Source organism: Shewanella sp. 5_MG-2023, from assembly GCF_030547465.1.
Taxonomy (GTDB): Bacteria; Pseudomonadota; Gammaproteobacteria; order Enterobacterales; family Shewanellaceae; genus Shewanella.
Window position 1 is genome coordinate 1 of record NZ_JAUORC010000046.1, and the last position, 15,728, is coordinate 15,728.

The window sequence follows — 15,728 nt, forward strand, 5'->3', positions numbered from 1 at the left end:
GCGGATGTAGCTCAGCTGGATAGAGTACCTGGCTACGAACCAGGCGGTCGGAGGTTCGAATCCTCCCATCCGCACCAGTATTAGAAAAAGCCCTGTAGTTATCTACAGGGCTTTTTTTATGCCTAAAATCCAGTCAGTCATATTAAAGTGACTTTAAGTTTTCCTGCCAATATACCTACTTCACACTCACTCAAATGTCGCTAACCTGCTTTAGATCTTAAGTCGAAATGAACTACATCAAAATTTGGATAAATCCTTCAGTCATGCTGGTTAGTACGTTCACTCTAGTTGATTAATTGTACTTAGCTTGGTTAATTAGTTTTGTATGCTTTTATTTTAACTACAACTTGATGATGAGCCATAAATTACAAAAACCACTACATATTTATGCTAAATAGAGCATCTGCACAATTTTGGTGAATATAGCTGTTCTTATTTCTGATATCTCTTTTTATATAGATCTTGTCATGACCTTATCATTTTCCTGATAAAGTAATCAAAAATGAAGATTCTTCATTATATGTGAACTATTTTTATCGAATTATCACCAAGGTGGGCTTAATCTTATTAATTTTGGTCTGACCAATTTACAAGGTGTTGGATTAATTGTTATAGATTGGTTATATTTTTCGTCGGTAAAAAATCACAGGGTAGTTTAATCGCTGAACTGGTGGATTTTAATGGAATAAAAACAGCTTATGCTGAATGAATAATTATTCCTTTTGTTGATGCCGCATCGTTTTGGTGCAATTTATTCAGCAGACGTTATTGACGTGTAAACATTGGAACTGATCCTGTGGGCAATTTTTAATTGCACATAATGACAAGAGAGGGTTTATGACATCATCAATATCCGAGCAATTATTGGATGCCTTGGGCATGATGATAATGGGGATGAGCTTAGTTTTTATATTTTTAAGCATATTAATTATCGGCATTAATCTTGTAGCTAGATTATGTCAGTCAGACATTCAGCCTGTTGTTGCTAATGCGCCTACACCTGTACCCGCAGCTGCGACATCAATTGATCCTAAGTTAATAGCAGCTATCACTTCTGCTATTCACCAGTATCGTGCCAAAGATTAAATCGTTTAGGAGTTATCATGAGCAAGCCTTTAGCGTTAACAGATGTAGTATTACGAGACGCCCATCAATCTATTTTAGCCACGCGCTTACGTTTAGACGATATGTTACCTATTGCACCTTTACTGGATAAAATTGGTTTTTGGTCTTTAGAGTCTTGGGGCGGTGCTACGTTTGATTCTTGTATTCGTTATTTAGGCGAAGACCCTTGGGATCGTATCAGAGAGCTGAAAAAGGCGATGCCAAATACACCACAGCAAATGCTATTGCGTGGTCAGAATTTATTAGGCTATCGTCATTACGCCGATGATGTGGTGACCCGCTTTGTTGAGCGTGCCCATACCAATGGTGTTGATGTTTTCAGAATTTTCGATGCCATGAATGATGTGCGTAACTTAGAAACTGCGGTTAAAGCAGTTAAGCAAGTCGGCGGTCATGCACAAGGTACGATTTCATTTACTAGCAGCCCAGTTCATAACGTAGATACTTGGGTTGATATGGCTAAAAACCTTGAAGACATGGGCTGTGACTCACTGTGCATCAAGGATATGGCAGGCTTACTTAAGCCAATGCAAGCTTATGATCTTATCAGCCGTTTAAAATCTCAAACTGACTTAACCGTTTCTATGCATTGTCATGCTACAACGGGTTTAAGTACTGCAACCTATCAAAAAGCCATTGAGGCTGGTGTTGATATTCTTGATACCGCGATTTCAACCATGAGCCAAACCTATGGCCATTCAGCTACTGAAACATTAGTTGCTATGGCAGAAGACTCGGGCCGCGCCACGGGTTACGACATGGCAGCATTAGAAGAAATTGCCGCTTACTTTAGAGAAGTACGTAAGAAATATGCCCGTTTTGAAGGGGCGCTTAAAGGCATTGATTCACGTATTCTTCGTGCACAAGTGCCAGGTGGCATGTTAACTAACATGGAAAACCAGCTCAAAGAGCAGGGCGCTGCAGATAAAATGGATGAGGTGTTAGAAGAGATCCCTCGTGTGCGTGAAGATCTTGGCTTTTTGCCATTGGTTACACCAACCTCGCAAATTGTCGGCACCCAGTCAGTGATTAATGTCTTAATGGGCGAGCGTTATAAAACCTTAGCTAAAGAAACCGAAGGTGTACTGAAAGGCGAATACGGTGCAACGCCGGCTCCGGTTAATGCCGAGCTGCAAGCACGGGTATTAAATGGCGCAGAGGCTATTACTTGTCGCCCTGCAGATTTAATTGAACCTGAATTAGATAAGCTTCGCAGCGAGCTTGCTGACATCGCTAAGAAAGACGGTATTACATTAGCCGCAGAAACTGATGATGATGTAATGACCTATGCCCTATTTAATCAAATTGGTCTTAAGTTCCTGACTAATCGCGGTAACCCTGATGCCTTTGAGCCAGTGCCAAGTGCTGATGATATGGCCGTGCCTGCGGCTAAAGCTGAAAAAGGCGCTGAAACCTACACTGTTAATGTGCAAGGACAAAGCTTTGTGGTTGAGGTAAGCGAAGGAGGCGATATCAGCCAGATCGTGCCGACATCAGCAGCACCTGCTGCCGTTGCTCCAACTGTTGCTGCTGCACCTGTGAGCGATGAAGTGAAAGCCACCATGAATGCACCGCTGTCGGGTAATATTTTTAAAGTATTGGTAAACGATGGCGATCACGTCAATGAAGGTGATGTGGTGTTAATCCTTGAAGCAATGAAAATGGAAACTGAAGTGCGCGCAGCAATAACAGGTTTCATCAAAAATATTTCAGTTAAGCAAGGTGATGCCGTTTCGGTTGGTTCACCATTGTTAGCATTAGCGTAGGAGATAGCATGGAAGGATTACTGGCCTTTTGGTCTGAGACAGGCATTGCTAACTTCGCTCTTGATCAATTATTTATGATGGCAATAGGCGGTTTATTACTGTATCTCGCAATAGCAAAAGGCTTCGAGCCATTACTATTATTGCCTATTGGGTTTGGTGCCATACTGGCGAATATTCCAAATGCGGGTTTCACTGAAGAAGGCGGCTTACTTTGGTACGCCTACCATGTGGGCATTGAGACCGGCATATTTCCATTACTGATTTTCATGGGCGTGGGGGCATTAACCGATTTTGGTGCATTAATCGCTAACCCAAAAACCTTATTGTTGGGCGCTGCAGCCCAATTCGGGATATTTGCGACTTTATTAGGTGCAATTGCTCTTAATGTGGTGCCGGGTTTTGAGTTCAGCATGACTGACGCCGCAGCCATTGCGATTATTGGTGGTGCAGATGGTCCAACTGCGATTTTCTTAGCCTCAAAACTAGCCCCTGATTTATTAGGTGCGATTGCTGTTGCAGCTTATTCATACATGGCATTAGTGCCGTTAATTCAGCCGCCAATTATGCGTCTATTAACCAATGAGTCAGAGCGTAGCATCAAAATGGAGCAGCTACGTGAAGTCAGTAAGAAAGAGAAAGTTATCTTTCCCTTGATGGTTGTCGGTCTAACGATTTTGTTCCTACCAGCGGCGTCGCCTTTAGTGGGCATGTTCTGTTTAGGTAACTTAATGCGTGAGTCTGGCGTGGTTGATAGACTATCTTCTACCGCGCAAAACGAGCTTATCAATATTGTGACTATCTTTTTAGGTTTAGCTGTAGGCTCTAAATTACAGGCAGAACAGTTCTTACGCATTGAAACCTTGGGTATTCTTATTTTAGGTGCCGTGGCATTTAGTATTGGTACTGCTTCAGGGGTATTAATGGCGAAGTTCATGTCTAAGCTATCTGGTGGCAAAGTTAACCCATTGATTGGCGCAGCAGGAGTTTCTGCAGTGCCGATGGCGGCGCGCGTTGTTAACAAGGTAGGTCTTGAAGCTAATAACCAAAACTTCTTGCTGATGCATGCTATGGGGCCAAACGTGGCTGGTGTATTAGGTAGTGCTGTTGCTGCAGGTGTACTACTTGCGGTATTAGGCTAACCAGAGTTGTCGATACAACCATAAAGTGATATTTATGACCATAAATTGATATTTTATCCAACTATAACTTGATATTGCCTCTTTTTTAACCATACTTGAGTAAGTTTACTACATATGATTAAAGAGGCAACATTTTGTGAAAGCGTGCTTATCCTCTCCAGAAGTTGTAAATGAAGCGCTTAAAAGTGCTTTTTATGAACCCGCCAGAAATTTAACTAAGTCCCGTGGAAAAAACATACACAGGTATGTAAGTACTAAGAGCGGGCAAAGGATTTCAGTTGAATCTACATTAGAGTTCGATGCCTGCTTTCATTTTGACTTTGATAAAAGTATCAGAAGGTTTTGTTCTCAACCGATAAGATACAATTATCTTTTAGATGGAAAAAAACGAACCTATGTTCCAGACTTTCTTGCTGAATTTAATGCTGGAGAGTTTGTCCTCTTTGAGGTGAAGACAAATTCAGAAACTGACTCCGAAAGTTTTAAACGCGAATTTGAAGCAAAAAAGCGTGCTGCTGAACAACTTGGGATTCCGTTGGAGTTACTGAAGGAGTCAGAAATAAGAGATACTCAGCTTCTTAAGAATCTTAAGCTTCTTCATCGTTATGCGTCACGAGATGATTTAACTCATTATCAACAAGCCATTCTTTCTATTCTAAGTGATTTTGGTTCTCAAAATGTAGAGTCGTTAATGCATAAAATCGGCATGAATCGTGTGGGCATAATGCCTATGGTGTGTGACCTTTTAGCTAGGTGTCTCCTTGACGCTGACTTGGAGATGCCATTAACCAATCAGACGGTATTAAATTATGCCTAAGACATCTATAGCTCGGTTCAATCCTCAAAACTCAGGAGCGTGCTCAAAAGATGATGATTTTTCTTTATTTCAAGAGATTAACGAAGAAATCGGTGGTAAAACTTACAAAGATTTTACAGCGTTTAGTGATGAGATTGCAGATGAAGCAAGGTTTCGATTAAAACTATTAAAGCTGGTAAGTCAAAGATGTGACAATATCACAACCAAAACAATTGAGCCCCTTAGGGTTGAATTACAAAGGGAAAGTGATAAAAAAATTCCGAGTGCAATCACTATTTATCGTTGGTGGCTTAAATTTAAAAAATCAGATTATGACCCAGTTTCTTTAGCTCCTAATATCAAGAAGCGCGGTAACAGAGATATAAAGGTGTCAACGATCGTTTCAGAGTTTATGGATCAAGCTATTGACGCTGTTATTTCAGCGAAACAGATCAGCATTGTTGCAGCATTACGTAGAGTCAGGAAAAAAATCCGAGTATATAACTTATCTCACGAAACAAGTTTAAAATATCCCAACTATGAATCGATCCGTAAGCGGGTTCATAAAATTACTCCTTTTGAAAAGCTTGTTGCGCTGAAGGGGGAGCGAGTGGCGAAACGTGAGTTTCGTCGAATGGGCAAGAAAATTTTAACTTCATATGTAATGGAGAGAGTTGAAATAGATCACACGGTGCTTGATCTTTTTGTTATCCATGATGATAGTGGTGCTCCTATTGGACGCCCATATTTAACTCAACTAGTTGATTGTTATAGCAAAGCTGTGGTGGGATTTTATTTGGGGTTTGAACCGCCAAGTTACGTATCAGTTGCATTAGCATTGAAAAATACCATTTTATCAAAAGACGAGTTACTTTCTCGATTTCCTGAGGTAAAAAATGAATGGCTTTGTTACGGTATTCCAGACTTGGTGGTAACTGATAACGGAAAAGAGTTTCTCTCCGATGGATTTGCAAAAGCTTGTGAAAGTTTGCTTATAAACATTCATCAAAATAAAGTTGAAACCCCTGACAACAAACCTTCAGTTGAACGTCAGTTTGGTACGAGTAATACATCTTTACTTGATGATCTTCCTGGGAAAGCTTTTAGTAGTTACTTGAAACGTGAAGGCTATGACTCAGTCAGTGAAGCAAGCTTAACTATAAAAGATATTACAAGAATCTATTTGATTTGGTTAATTGATATTTATCATAAAAAACCGAATTCACGAGGAACAAACTGTCCAAATGTAGCTTGGAGACGAGGCTGCAAAATGTGGGGGCCGAACGAATTTAAAGGTACACCACAGGAGCTTGATTTTAGATTTGCTAAGTTTGATAGAAAAACGCTCCGAAAAGAAGGTATCACTGTTTGCACAGGGCTCACATATAGCAGTGAAAGACTTGCTGAATATCGAGGCAAGAAAGGCGATCATAAAGTGAATTTAAAATATAACCCCGAAAATATGGGGGTTATTTGGGTTCAAGATGAAGATAATGAAGAATATTTTGAAGTACCTGCAATAGAGTACGAATATGCTTGTAAGGTATCCTATTGGCAACATAAGAAAAACCTTGAGATAAAAGCCAACCTTAATCGAGTTGAATATGATATAAATGATGAAATTGATGCCGAATTAACGATTGAAAAAATTGTAGATGATTCAATTTTTAAAAAGAAGACAGCCCTTAGGAGTAAACGACGTGGAGCTCGCTACCAAGAGAATTCGGCCCGAGCCAAATCAGTACAAAAAGCTGAAGTAGCACTTCCCAATAAGGATCGAAGTGTCAACAATACGGATAATATTGATAGCTCTGACTGGGATGTTGATTATGTGTAGCAGGGGGAGGTTATGGATAATAATGATTATATTCGTGCTCAAAAAGCGAGAAAAGCTTTCATTTCTACGCCTAATGTTACACAAATTTTAAAGCATGTAGAGCGTTGTCGAGAGTACTCTGATCGCGAATCTGAACCATCATGTATGATGGTCTATGGTGCATCCGGAGTTGGGAAAACATCAATTATAAAAAAGTATTTGAAAAATAATCCAGGTGATTCTACACATACTGGCGACGTACTTCCTGTGTGGTATATAGAGCTTCCAGAGAACGCGAAACCTGTTGATGCTGCCAGAGAAATGCTGCTCGCAATCAATGATCCTTTAGCTTTATATGAAACAGATATCGCAATATTGACCCATAGAATAGTACAGCTGGTTAAAGACTTAAAAGTTGAGCTCATAATCATCGACGAATTCCAACATTTGGTGGAAAAAACATCTAACAAGATATTAGCTCGGGTTGGTGATTGGTTGAAGATGCTCATCAATAAATCTAAATGTCCTATTATTTTGTTTGGAATGCCATATTCTAAAGTGGTTTTAGATGCAAATAGTCAACTCAATGGGAGATTCTCAATTCAGTTTCATCTGAGACCTTTTAGTTATCTAAATGAAAAGGCTATTTTTGAAGGTTTTCTTAAGAGGCTTGATGAAGCGTTACCATTTAATAAACGCTCAGGCTTGGACACTGCATTAATGCAGAAAAAGCTTTATGCGTTTTCTCAAGGGAATATGCGTTCATTGAGAAATCTGATTTATCATGCTTCAGTTCATGCTATTGAGAATAATGAAGATTGCCTCACAGAAGGTGATTTTCTTTATGCTTCAGAGCTATCTTCAGGTGATAAGCCATCGACTTGGAAAAACCCATTTAAAACATCAGTAACGAAAGAGATGCTAGCTGACCCCTCTAACATTATTGGTTGGGAAGATTATTTTAGGAATAACCGAAATAGAAAAGTCAAAGTCCATTCTGACTTAACTATCTAATATTTAATCGATTCAGGCTGAGTAGAACTCTAAATACTCTAAGGTTTAATGCTTTTCTTCCTTGTTAGCTCCTATCGGCCTATTCGGCCGTATTCCAACCTAGCACACCAGCGACGTTGGGGCCCATATTATTAGCGGCCTATGCGGCCGAGCACATTCCTTCATATGACACACTGCAGTTATCCATATTATTAGCGGCCTATGCGGCCGAGCACGCTGAGGTGCGTATGGTTGAGCATTGTTTTGAATTATTAGCGGCCTATGCGGCCGAGCACTATAACGGGCATTGCTTAAGCACTTGATTTTTAGCTTAGTTTGTTGAAATTGGTTTCACAACCCTTTTTTATAAATACTTGTCTTTTCAATTAAATTTCAATGGGTTATGTGGTGGTAAAAAATAAAGGATATGTTAAACAAAAGGAACGCTTTGATACGAATTATCAAAATTTGCAAGGCCATAGCTACTGAATACTCCAGAACCTTCTATTTTGTCTCGTTGATACATCTGAATATTGATTCGGAATTCATTGTCATTACTTTGGCTGTACTCTTGAATTACATGGTAGTGATCAATCGAAAGACTTGTGTTTGAATCGTATTTCTTCGGATCAAAATATTCACCTCGGGCCAGAGCCCTTCTTTCAATCCTTCTCAATCTTTTAGCAATTACGGAAGGTGTATATTTATCAACATAACAAGATCGTTTGAACATGGCGTAGTTACAGTTGTTAGGCACAGCTTGGAGCTCAGAAATACTGAAATATTCCAGTTCTAGCATCTGCAAAAAATAGGGCTGAGTAAGCAGTTCCGTAAGAATTTCTTTTGCTGTACTAACAAACGATATTTTTCTACCAATGGTTTGTTCTTCCCAACAAGGGAAAGATACACCAATTTTTCTAGTATTATGCCGATAATTAAATCCATGCAAAATTTTGAGGCAGCGTGCAACTAATAATTCATTATTTCTTTTTTCAGGCAAAAAAGTAACGGTTTTAAAATACCATTGCATAATTAACTTCCTTTTTGCTGGAAAAGGCCACCTTTAATCAAGTTTGCGACAACAAAATGCAAGTCTTTGATGGTTTCATTTGTCATTATTTCTTCACTATTTAGCGTGTCTACAAATTCATCCGAGCGCTTGAGTAAGGAGAATAAATCTTTACCTGTTTCTGGCGCGCGGTAACACATCGTATTGTGCTTATCGACACCATAATGACCAACTCTGATCATTTTTTCTGCATTGGGATACCAATCATCGATCATTGCGATAGCTGCGCCAGTTTTGAAACAACCAAAAATTGGCGAAGTCTGATCATTAATTTCTGTAGATTGATAAACTCGATTTTTTTCGCGCTTTGCTGACTCTTTAAAGGCTTGGCTAGGACGAATAGTTGCGCAGGTTGGAAATTGCATGGTGGCTTTGACTTCTAAAACACAAAGCTCATTCGATGTTGTTAGTGTATTGGTAATCAATTGTACTAATTCACTCCAGTGTTTTTCGTCTCTAAAAATGTTGGAGTCAGGATATTTTTTTCTAATATTTTCAAAAACAAGCGGGCCATGATCCCAAGGCCAAGGTGTAATCTCGATGTCTGTTGAATAGGCTCTAGAAGAGTTTTCCCATAACCAACTACCATTGCAAATATTGATTAAGTAACGGGTAATGAGTTCTTTTAAACCGATCTTTTTAGTGTACAAAGAGAGTAATTTAGAGAGTTGTTGCTTTACTTGGTCATCAGAGCATTTATAGGGTTCAAGTAGTTTTGGAATAAAAGAAACAGAAAATAAGCATTCCAACGCTTTTGCTCCAAAAGGTATGTTGCAGAAATCTATTTCATGTATGTTGCCTTCGGCAAGCTGAGCAGTATTTATTGTGGTATCAATATCTCCATTGTCTCTATAAGCTGAAGCACTCCCTTCTTTCAAGCCATTAATCTTTCGGCTATGTATTTTTAATGGTGTTTTACTACCGTCAGGCCATACTACTAAAAATATGACATCAGATGGATCTATAGATGCTTGATACGCTAGGTGTTTTGGCAGTTTCATGTAGACTCCTTGTTAATAACCTTGGGCCAGATTGCTCATATTTGTATAGCCAAAAAATATCATCTAAATTCGATTTTTCACTAACCGACACAACTCTTATTAGAGCTAAAATGTTTTCGGCAAATGCATGGTTATAGCCCTTTAAAGCGAGTTGCTTTTCTTTGGGTACTTCAAGTAGGTGATAGCCGATAGTATTTAAGAATAGCCTTCGATCTTTTTTTAATTCTTCTATTATGTCGTTAATATTTTCTAGCTTCTTCTTTTCGTGGAGTGAAAGCCATTTACCTCCTGTTTGTTCAATAGCTTTAATGGCAGATGTTGCAGACGAGTATGATTGTAGGGTTTGTATTTTATCAATCGGGATCTTAATCGAGCCTCTGGCCAGAGTTTTGGGCATAATTTTGAAAAGCGCTGTACTAGATATATTTAATGCAGACTGACACTGGATCAAAACACTCACCTCGATATCACATTGCCATTCATCCTGCGTTGCTGGGGGGGAAATTTGTTTATTACTTTTGAGAATTGATTCTTTAGTGAGTCCACGCTTATTCAAACTAATTGAGTGGATACAGATTGCAAAACTATCGACGCTATATTCGGAGTTAATTTCTAATAGTTTGCGTTCAAGAGCATGAATAAACCCAAAAAACGCCATTAATGAGGGCAGTCCCAAGCTATAAGGAGTGTTCAATGCTGATGCCGCCCTTATTCTTAGGCATGGTAATAGTAAAAATTTACCGTGTGACGAATTGTTCAATGCTAAGGGGGTTAGTGAGCGGTCAATTTTGAATTGATTAAAAATGTTAGTAAATAGTTTCGTCAACTTGTAGTCATATGAAAGTCGAGCAGTGAATGGAGAAGACGCCAGTTCAAAATTAAGCTCTTCGGCTAACTGAGTCGCAGATTTTTGATTTGAATCTACTTGGTTTATCCACAAGGATAATGCTGATTTAATATCATCAGTAACCAAATTAATCCTTTGTTTTAAATCGTTTTTAGTTAGTACCCACTGCCCACTTTCTGCATATAGACTAAGAGATTTAAATACTGACTTAGTTAACCAATAGGGTATCTCTTTCAGGTAATGATGGCGACTCCCTTCAATATTAGGGATGCTTTTAATCGTTTTAAATGCTCCTGCGCACGTCATCGCTAAACACCCCATATTGGTAGCTCTTTTAAACCAAGTTCTAGCTGTTAGCTGGTATTCATTTTCAAGAGCTTGGTAAACATGGCTTTGTAGTGATTGGGATGGTACTGGAGATAACGTTACATATGAATTAGCGTCGTCAGGAAAGATGACATGCTTTAGATAGTTATATTGCAATTCTGCTTCAATTGTTTGGTTTGGAATTTTAGACAAGCTATTTGCTATCTGCTTTTGTCTTTTCTTTGTACATCCCAATTTCATTAATATTAGCCAAATAGGGTGTTTAACGTCCTTAAGTATGAGTGTCAAGCAGGTTTGTTGGTTATTCCAAATAAATTCACTAGTTAAGAATACTGCCTGGTTCACACAGTTTGAATTTTTAGAATAGCTCCAATCAATTGGGGGGAGATTGCTAGAAGAGAGAGTGAAAGGTGGTAACTCACCGATTGGGGTCGCTCTGATTAATCCTGTAGCGCGAATATCAGGGTATTTTACATTGTGGCTTTGGCGATTTGATGCTGTTTCAAGACAATCAGCCCACCATTTATCATCTCTTAATTTGGCTGCGCATGTATTAGGATTGAGCAAATCTTTTTGTAAATTAACGTTGTCCGTTAAGTTGATCAGAATGGTTAATGCAGTTTGAGGGTCTGCCGAGATATCCACAGCAGGTGATAGAGGACGAAAAGCATTTCTCAGTATTTTGGTAAGGTCATCGATATCACTTTGAAGAATTTCTTTTAGTGTAGCCATTACCACCTCGAAATATAGTGTGATCTATTAAACTCGGGAGTTTGAAACTCAGATAGCCAGAGACAATAAATATCGCCAAGAGTAAAAATGTAACTGGTTGAATTTAATGGGGTGTTATTGTTTGTTCGGCAGTTTGGTGTGAGCAGTTTTTGCTTAATCATTGATGCTATTTGTTCAATTGAGCAATTTAGCAGTAAGCATGTCTCTAGAGCATTAATTCTTAGTTCAGCCAATAACCCAGAATTTTCCCACAGATGGTTTTCAAGATAACTAAAAAGCTGTTTTAAAATGACGTTAGACTGTAAATCCCTGCTTGGTAGATGAATAGAGCCGAAAAACAAAGAACCAAGCAAGTCTTTTACTCTCAGTTGGCTTCTTTCAACAACAGCGTATTGAAGATTAAATTGAATACGTTCCTCGATGATTTCGTCAAAAGATTTAGGCCAACATTGCCAAAATACCAAAAAGCTTTTGGTTTCATCTTTTTCTATATTTTGCCACCAGTGCAGCAACCCCCAACGGTGACTTGCAGGGACACTCGGTAGAGGTGTTATGTCCTCCCCAGCTAACCAGATAGCAATCGCGACTTTGTCTTTATCATGTTCAGCCTCATCCCAGGCCACTGGTTTACCACAGTCACTACAAATGCCTGATAGGCCATCTTTTCGATAGTCATAAACTGTTCCGCACAGGCATTCATACATAAGTTTGATTTTGTGTTTATGACAGTAGTCGTAACCTGACAAATGCCATAAGTAATTTGCGTGCCCATGCTCTGCCAAGCAAAGCGGGCAACAAGGTATTTGCTTTGTTCGTAAAAAATACCTGGGGAAAACTTCAGAACCTCTTATTAAGGCTGAGAAATCTGGAGAAAATTTCATTAATGAACGATTTATCGCTAAGCCTAAAAGCTCTGATGGTTCGTTAAAAGTTAGTTGACTTAATTTCAAAAGGCTATGTGTACGGGCAGTAGAATGATATTTTGAGGAACAAGGGTTGATTAAGGTGATATCAGTGGGAAAGGTGCTAAACTTGCAGTGGTCGATTTCTTGTAAAAACTTTTTAGTAGCCAACAAAAATCGGTGAATGTCACTATATCCATTTTTATTGGCTACACGAATAAAATAGCTCTCAAGGGTTTCATCGTTAAATGGTTGAGGTCTTTGCAGAAACATTAATGAGCTAAATCCTTTTGATGTATCGAGGCGAATTCTTATTGTTACTTTTCAGCATAGTAGCTCCTCGGGTTTATTGCATTTTTTTCTAAATTAAGCCTAAATCAATTGTTTCACTCTTAAAACGGCCAACAATATTTATCATCTTTTCATAAGTTTCAGTCAGTGTGCTGATGCTAGAACCTTGCGTTTCGGCTTGAGACAAATAAAATGCTTCATCGTCTAATTTTAGTGAAACTGTCGACATAGAAGTAAGTACTGCTTTTCTTGGGGTCGTGTTGCTGATCTCGGCAGTCATCTTCTCAAGTTTTATTACATCTGCTTCATCAGGAATATCCAGAGCCACCCGATAAGCATACTCAACAAGCTTCGGTTCTGCTGGCATATATAAATATGCTTTTTGATTAGTGATGTCAGTACGGCGTAAAATTCGCCCTAAGATCTGCCGATAGTGCATTTCAGTTTTAATGTTAGTTAAGTGGCAGCACACCTGTAGGCGCGGGATATTCGTCCCTTCAGAGATCATGCCCACCGATATCACCCACTTAGAAGTGCAATTTCTAAATTGATGAATTAAAGACGTCGGTGCATCTTCGCGGTAGGTAATAACCATAGCCGTTTCACCAAAGTAACAGTGCATAATCTCAAGGATCTGATTTGCATGCTCTACTGAACTGGCAATGATTAAACCTCCTGCATCAGGATTGACTTTGCGCAGAGCTTCTAATCGGCAATTTGCTTGGTCAACTATGTGACGTATTACCTTTTCATTATGAACCACATCTAGATATGGAAAAAAAGATTGCGACAGCAGTTCCTTAAAGCTGGAGAACGACTTTCCTTCATATTGCTCCGTCACAGAAATATTGTCATTGTCTATTGCAATAATCTGAGGCACCCGACAAACTCCATCTCTAATCGCCTCAGCAAGCCCATACACATAATCACAATGAATCTTGTGATTATGGCTGCAATATTGAGAAAGCACGATAGGGGCCGTATCAGAGCGCCATGGAGTGCCTGTCAACGCCAGCGTATGCTTTGCCCTGTTCTGAATATTAAAAATGACTTGCTCCCCCCAAGCATTGGCATTCTCAATACAAGAACCAGCACAGTGATGTATCTCATCGAAAATGACAAAAACACGAAATGAATCAAATAGCTGCCAAAAGTTGTAATCAAGAAACTTCATACTTTGATAAGTCATTGATCGTCCTCTAGCACCTAGCAACCCGTCAAATCGCTCACCTATAACAATTTCAAGTGTTTCGCAAAAGTCTAAACACACAGTCGCAGATGGCGAAAAACATAAAATTACATCAACTAAATCTCTTTCAAGCATTCGTTTGGCTAGCGTCGATGCCATAATCGTTTTGCCTGCGCCAGGCGTTGCCAAGGTCAAAAAATGCGGTGCACCCTGGCCGTATTTCTTTAGTGCTAGTTCAATACAGGTAGCTTGCCATTTTCTTAATTTCATTATTGCCCTATACCAATTTCGATAGTACCGACTCAATTGCCTTGATACTGCCCAATAACTTGCTGTTTGCTTCTCTCACTTTGTTATATTTAGGCTGGAGTTCCTTACGTAAGTATGGGAATTGCTCACAAAGCAGCTTATACTCGTCCACCTCTCCAAGCCCTGCAAGCAAGTCGGTTTTGTAGTTATTTAGTCGCATAAATAGTTCATCAATTAACTTGGTATCATGGTTATCGTCTTCATTCTTGTCTGCCTTTTTAAAATCGTCAGCGTTAGTAAGCGCCTCGATTTCTATGGGAACAAACAAATCTGTTTTGACAAACCTCGTGATTTCTTTTTTCTTTGACACTGACTTTCTAAGCCAACCATGGTTAACTAATTTGATCAATTCGCCATATACATAACGACGAGCTTCATTGGGGTTTATTGTTTTATCAGCACTAAGCGCCAGATATGCAGATCTCACTTCAAGGGTTAGAAAGTGGTCAAAGTTAGGTGCAGAAATAATTTGGGCAACAACAGGATTCAATCGCATAGTAAGCTTGGGTAAGGATTATAAACCGTGGGATTATAGTCCGTGATATTATAATCCGCAATGTGAAATAGTTCGGCTTTTTGGATATAAGGCTTTACCAATGAGCGAACTACTTGAAAAATTCAGTGAAAAACTCAGAACTATGAGAAAAATGAAAAAAATTTCTCAAGATAAATTAGCAAATTTGACCGATATTGACAGAAGCTATGTTGGACGAATTGATCGAGGAGAAGTAAACATCACTCTTGATAAACTCTATGCGATTGCTAAAGCGTTAGAATGCCAGCCAGCAGATTTACTGCCTGAAATTGATTATTCGCAAGAAGAGTAGAACATTTTAGGGTATCTGATTGTAGCGTGCATAAAGTAGGTTTTAATGCTAATCAGGGATTTGAGCCTTTTTATATCAGACGCTGACCCGATTAACACATCTAGGAATTACGTGCCTGTGTGTTTATATTAAAGTTTGATAATTCTTAATAGGGTTTGATCATTTATAATATAGTTTGATATTTTTTGGCGATTTTAGTGAAGAAGCAGGTTTAAGGACTAACTACTGCCCCAAAGTTTGTTAGAAAGGGATTGAATCAAATTTTAAGACTCAAAAGTCTGATTTACTTTTCCTCAAGTCGAAAGCACCATCCCAGCTCAAGCAAATAATGCAAAATAAGCAGCCAGTTTTGTGCAATTCATCAAGGCTAGCGTTCGAACTACGCGCTCACTGGACAAGGTGTTGTCGTAGCAGAAAAAGGCTAAGACCCCGTATTCATGTTACTTAGAAGGAGAAAGGCTAAGATGAAAATTGTTTATATCGATATGGACGATACGCTTTGTGATTACAAATCCGCATTTGAGCAGGCTAGGCGCTTGCGACCAGATATTGAATACCCACAAAGCCAGCCATCTTTCTTCATTAACTTGTCACCACTA

13 protein-coding genes and 1 tRNA gene are annotated in these 15,728 nt (G+C 39.1%); 8 read left to right on the top strand and 6 right to left on the bottom strand.

What is annotated here, in order from left to right:
• The 7 genes from Q4557_RS19110 (at nucleotide 1) to Q4557_RS19140 (ending at nucleotide 7,656) form a co-directional block, all read left to right on the top strand.
• A tRNA-Arg gene (locus Q4557_RS19110) sits at nucleotides 1-77 on the top strand.
• A 760-nt stretch (nucleotides 78-837) separates the two neighbouring features.
• Nucleotides 838-1,086: an OadG family protein gene (locus Q4557_RS19115; protein WP_076542995.1), complete on the top strand. Its 249-nt coding sequence runs from the start codon at nucleotides 838-840 to the stop codon at nucleotides 1,084-1,086.
• Between the two features lie 17 nt (nucleotides 1,087-1,103).
• Nucleotides 1,104-2,891: a sodium-extruding oxaloacetate decarboxylase subunit alpha gene (oadA, locus tag Q4557_RS19120; protein ID WP_102438092.1), complete on the top strand. Its 1,788-nt coding sequence runs from the start codon at nucleotides 1,104-1,106 to the stop codon at nucleotides 2,889-2,891.
• 8 nt (nucleotides 2,892-2,899) lie between these two features.
• Nucleotides 2,900-4,030, top strand: a complete 1,131-nt coding sequence (locus Q4557_RS19125) for a sodium ion-translocating decarboxylase subunit beta (RefSeq protein WP_303414827.1) — start codon at nucleotides 2,900-2,902, stop codon at nucleotides 4,028-4,030.
• A 136-nt stretch (nucleotides 4,031-4,166) separates the two neighbouring features.
• The gene (locus tag Q4557_RS19130) at nucleotides 4,167-4,847 is read left to right on the top strand and encodes a TnsA endonuclease N-terminal domain-containing protein (RefSeq protein ID WP_102520078.1); all 681 of its coding nucleotides are present in this window, start codon (nucleotides 4,167-4,169) and stop codon (nucleotides 4,845-4,847) included.
• Complete coding sequence (locus tag Q4557_RS19135; RefSeq protein ID WP_102520077.1) at nucleotides 4,840-6,663, top strand: Mu transposase C-terminal domain-containing protein; 1,824 nt, start codon at nucleotides 4,840-4,842, stop codon at nucleotides 6,661-6,663. Before Q4557_RS19130 ends, Q4557_RS19135 begins: the two co-directional genes overlap by 8 nt.
• A 12-nt stretch (nucleotides 6,664-6,675) precedes the next feature.
• Nucleotides 6,676-7,656, top strand: a complete 981-nt coding sequence (locus Q4557_RS19140; RefSeq protein ID WP_102520076.1) for a TniB family NTP-binding protein — start codon at nucleotides 6,676-6,678, stop codon at nucleotides 7,654-7,656.
• 409 nt (nucleotides 7,657-8,065) lie between these two features.
• Here the strand turns inward: Q4557_RS19140 and cas6f are convergent, their stop codons facing one another.
• The 6 genes from cas6f to Q4557_RS19170 all read right to left on the bottom strand — a co-directional run bounded on the left by cas6f (nucleotide 8,066) and on the right by Q4557_RS19170 (nucleotide 14,798).
• Nucleotides 8,066-8,665, bottom strand: a complete 600-nt coding sequence (gene cas6f, locus Q4557_RS19145; protein ID WP_102520074.1) for a type I-F CRISPR-associated endoribonuclease Cas6/Csy4 — start codon at nucleotides 8,663-8,665, stop codon at nucleotides 8,066-8,068.
• A 2-nt stretch (nucleotides 8,666-8,667) separates the two neighbouring features.
• Nucleotides 8,668-9,705: a type I-F CRISPR-associated protein Csy3 gene (csy3, locus tag Q4557_RS19150; RefSeq protein WP_102520073.1), complete on the bottom strand. Its 1,038-nt coding sequence runs from the start codon at nucleotides 9,703-9,705 to the stop codon at nucleotides 8,668-8,670.
• On the bottom strand, nucleotides 9,656-11,611 hold the full coding sequence (locus Q4557_RS19155; protein ID WP_102520072.1) for a type I-F CRISPR-associated protein Csy2: 1,956 nt from the start codon (nucleotides 11,609-11,611) through the stop codon (nucleotides 9,656-9,658). The genes csy3 and Q4557_RS19155 overlap by 50 nt, the downstream gene beginning before the upstream one ends.
• A complete protein-coding gene (locus Q4557_RS19160; RefSeq protein ID WP_102520071.1) occupies nucleotides 11,611-12,786 on the bottom strand; it encodes a TniQ family protein in 1,176 nt (391 codons plus the stop codon). Before Q4557_RS19160 ends, Q4557_RS19155 begins: the two co-directional genes overlap by 1 nt.
• A gap of 88 nt (nucleotides 12,787-12,874) precedes the next feature.
• Entirely contained in the window at nucleotides 12,875-14,263 is a 1,389-nt protein-coding gene (locus tag Q4557_RS19165) for a DEAD/DEAH box helicase (protein WP_102520070.1), read from the bottom strand.
• Nucleotides 14,264-14,270: 7 nt separating this feature from the next.
• Nucleotides 14,271-14,798, bottom strand: coding sequence for a hypothetical protein (locus tag Q4557_RS19170; protein ID WP_102520069.1), 528 nt, complete (start codon nucleotides 14,796-14,798; stop codon nucleotides 14,271-14,273).
• Between the two features lie 100 nt (nucleotides 14,799-14,898).
• Between Q4557_RS19170 and Q4557_RS19175 the strand changes: the two genes are divergently transcribed.
• Nucleotides 14,899-15,129 (top strand): helix-turn-helix domain-containing protein, encoded by a 231-nt coding sequence (locus Q4557_RS19175; RefSeq protein WP_102520068.1) that lies wholly within the window; start codon nucleotides 14,899-14,901, stop codon nucleotides 15,127-15,129.
• Nucleotides 15,130-15,728 lie beyond the last annotated feature (599 nt).

Coding starts and splice junctions, on each gene's coding strand:
- Q4557_RS19115 (WP_076542995.1), top strand. CDS start 838: ATGACATCATCAATATCCGAGCAATTATTGGATGCCTTGGGCATGATG.
- oadA (WP_102438092.1), top strand. CDS start 1,104: ATGAGCAAGCCTTTAGCGTTAACAGATGTAGTATTACGAGACGCCCAT.
- Q4557_RS19125 (WP_303414827.1), top strand. CDS start 2,900: ATGGAAGGATTACTGGCCTTTTGGTCTGAGACAGGCATTGCTAACTTC.
- Q4557_RS19135 (WP_102520077.1), top strand. CDS start 4,840: ATGCCTAAGACATCTATAGCTCGGTTCAATCCTCAAAACTCAGGAGCG.
- Q4557_RS19140 (WP_102520076.1), top strand. CDS start 6,676: ATGGATAATAATGATTATATTCGTGCTCAAAAAGCGAGAAAAGCTTTC.
- cas6f (WP_102520074.1), bottom strand. CDS start 8,665: ATGCAATGGTATTTTAAAACCGTTACTTTTTTGCCTGAAAAAAGAAAT.
- csy3 (WP_102520073.1), bottom strand. CDS start 9,705: ATGAAACTGCCAAAACACCTAGCGTATCAAGCATCTATAGATCCATCT.
- Q4557_RS19155 (WP_102520072.1), bottom strand. CDS start 11,611: ATGGCTACACTAAAAGAAATTCTTCAAAGTGATATCGATGACCTTACC.
- Q4557_RS19160 (WP_102520071.1), bottom strand. CDS start 12,786: ATGTTTCTGCAAAGACCTCAACCATTTAACGATGAAACCCTTGAGAGC.
- Q4557_RS19165 (WP_102520070.1), bottom strand. CDS start 14,263: ATGAAATTAAGAAAATGGCAAGCTACCTGTATTGAACTAGCACTAAAG.
- Q4557_RS19170 (WP_102520069.1), bottom strand. CDS start 14,798: ATGCGATTGAATCCTGTTGTTGCCCAAATTATTTCTGCACCTAACTTT.
- Q4557_RS19175 (WP_102520068.1), top strand. CDS start 14,899: ATGAGCGAACTACTTGAAAAATTCAGTGAAAAACTCAGAACTATGAGA.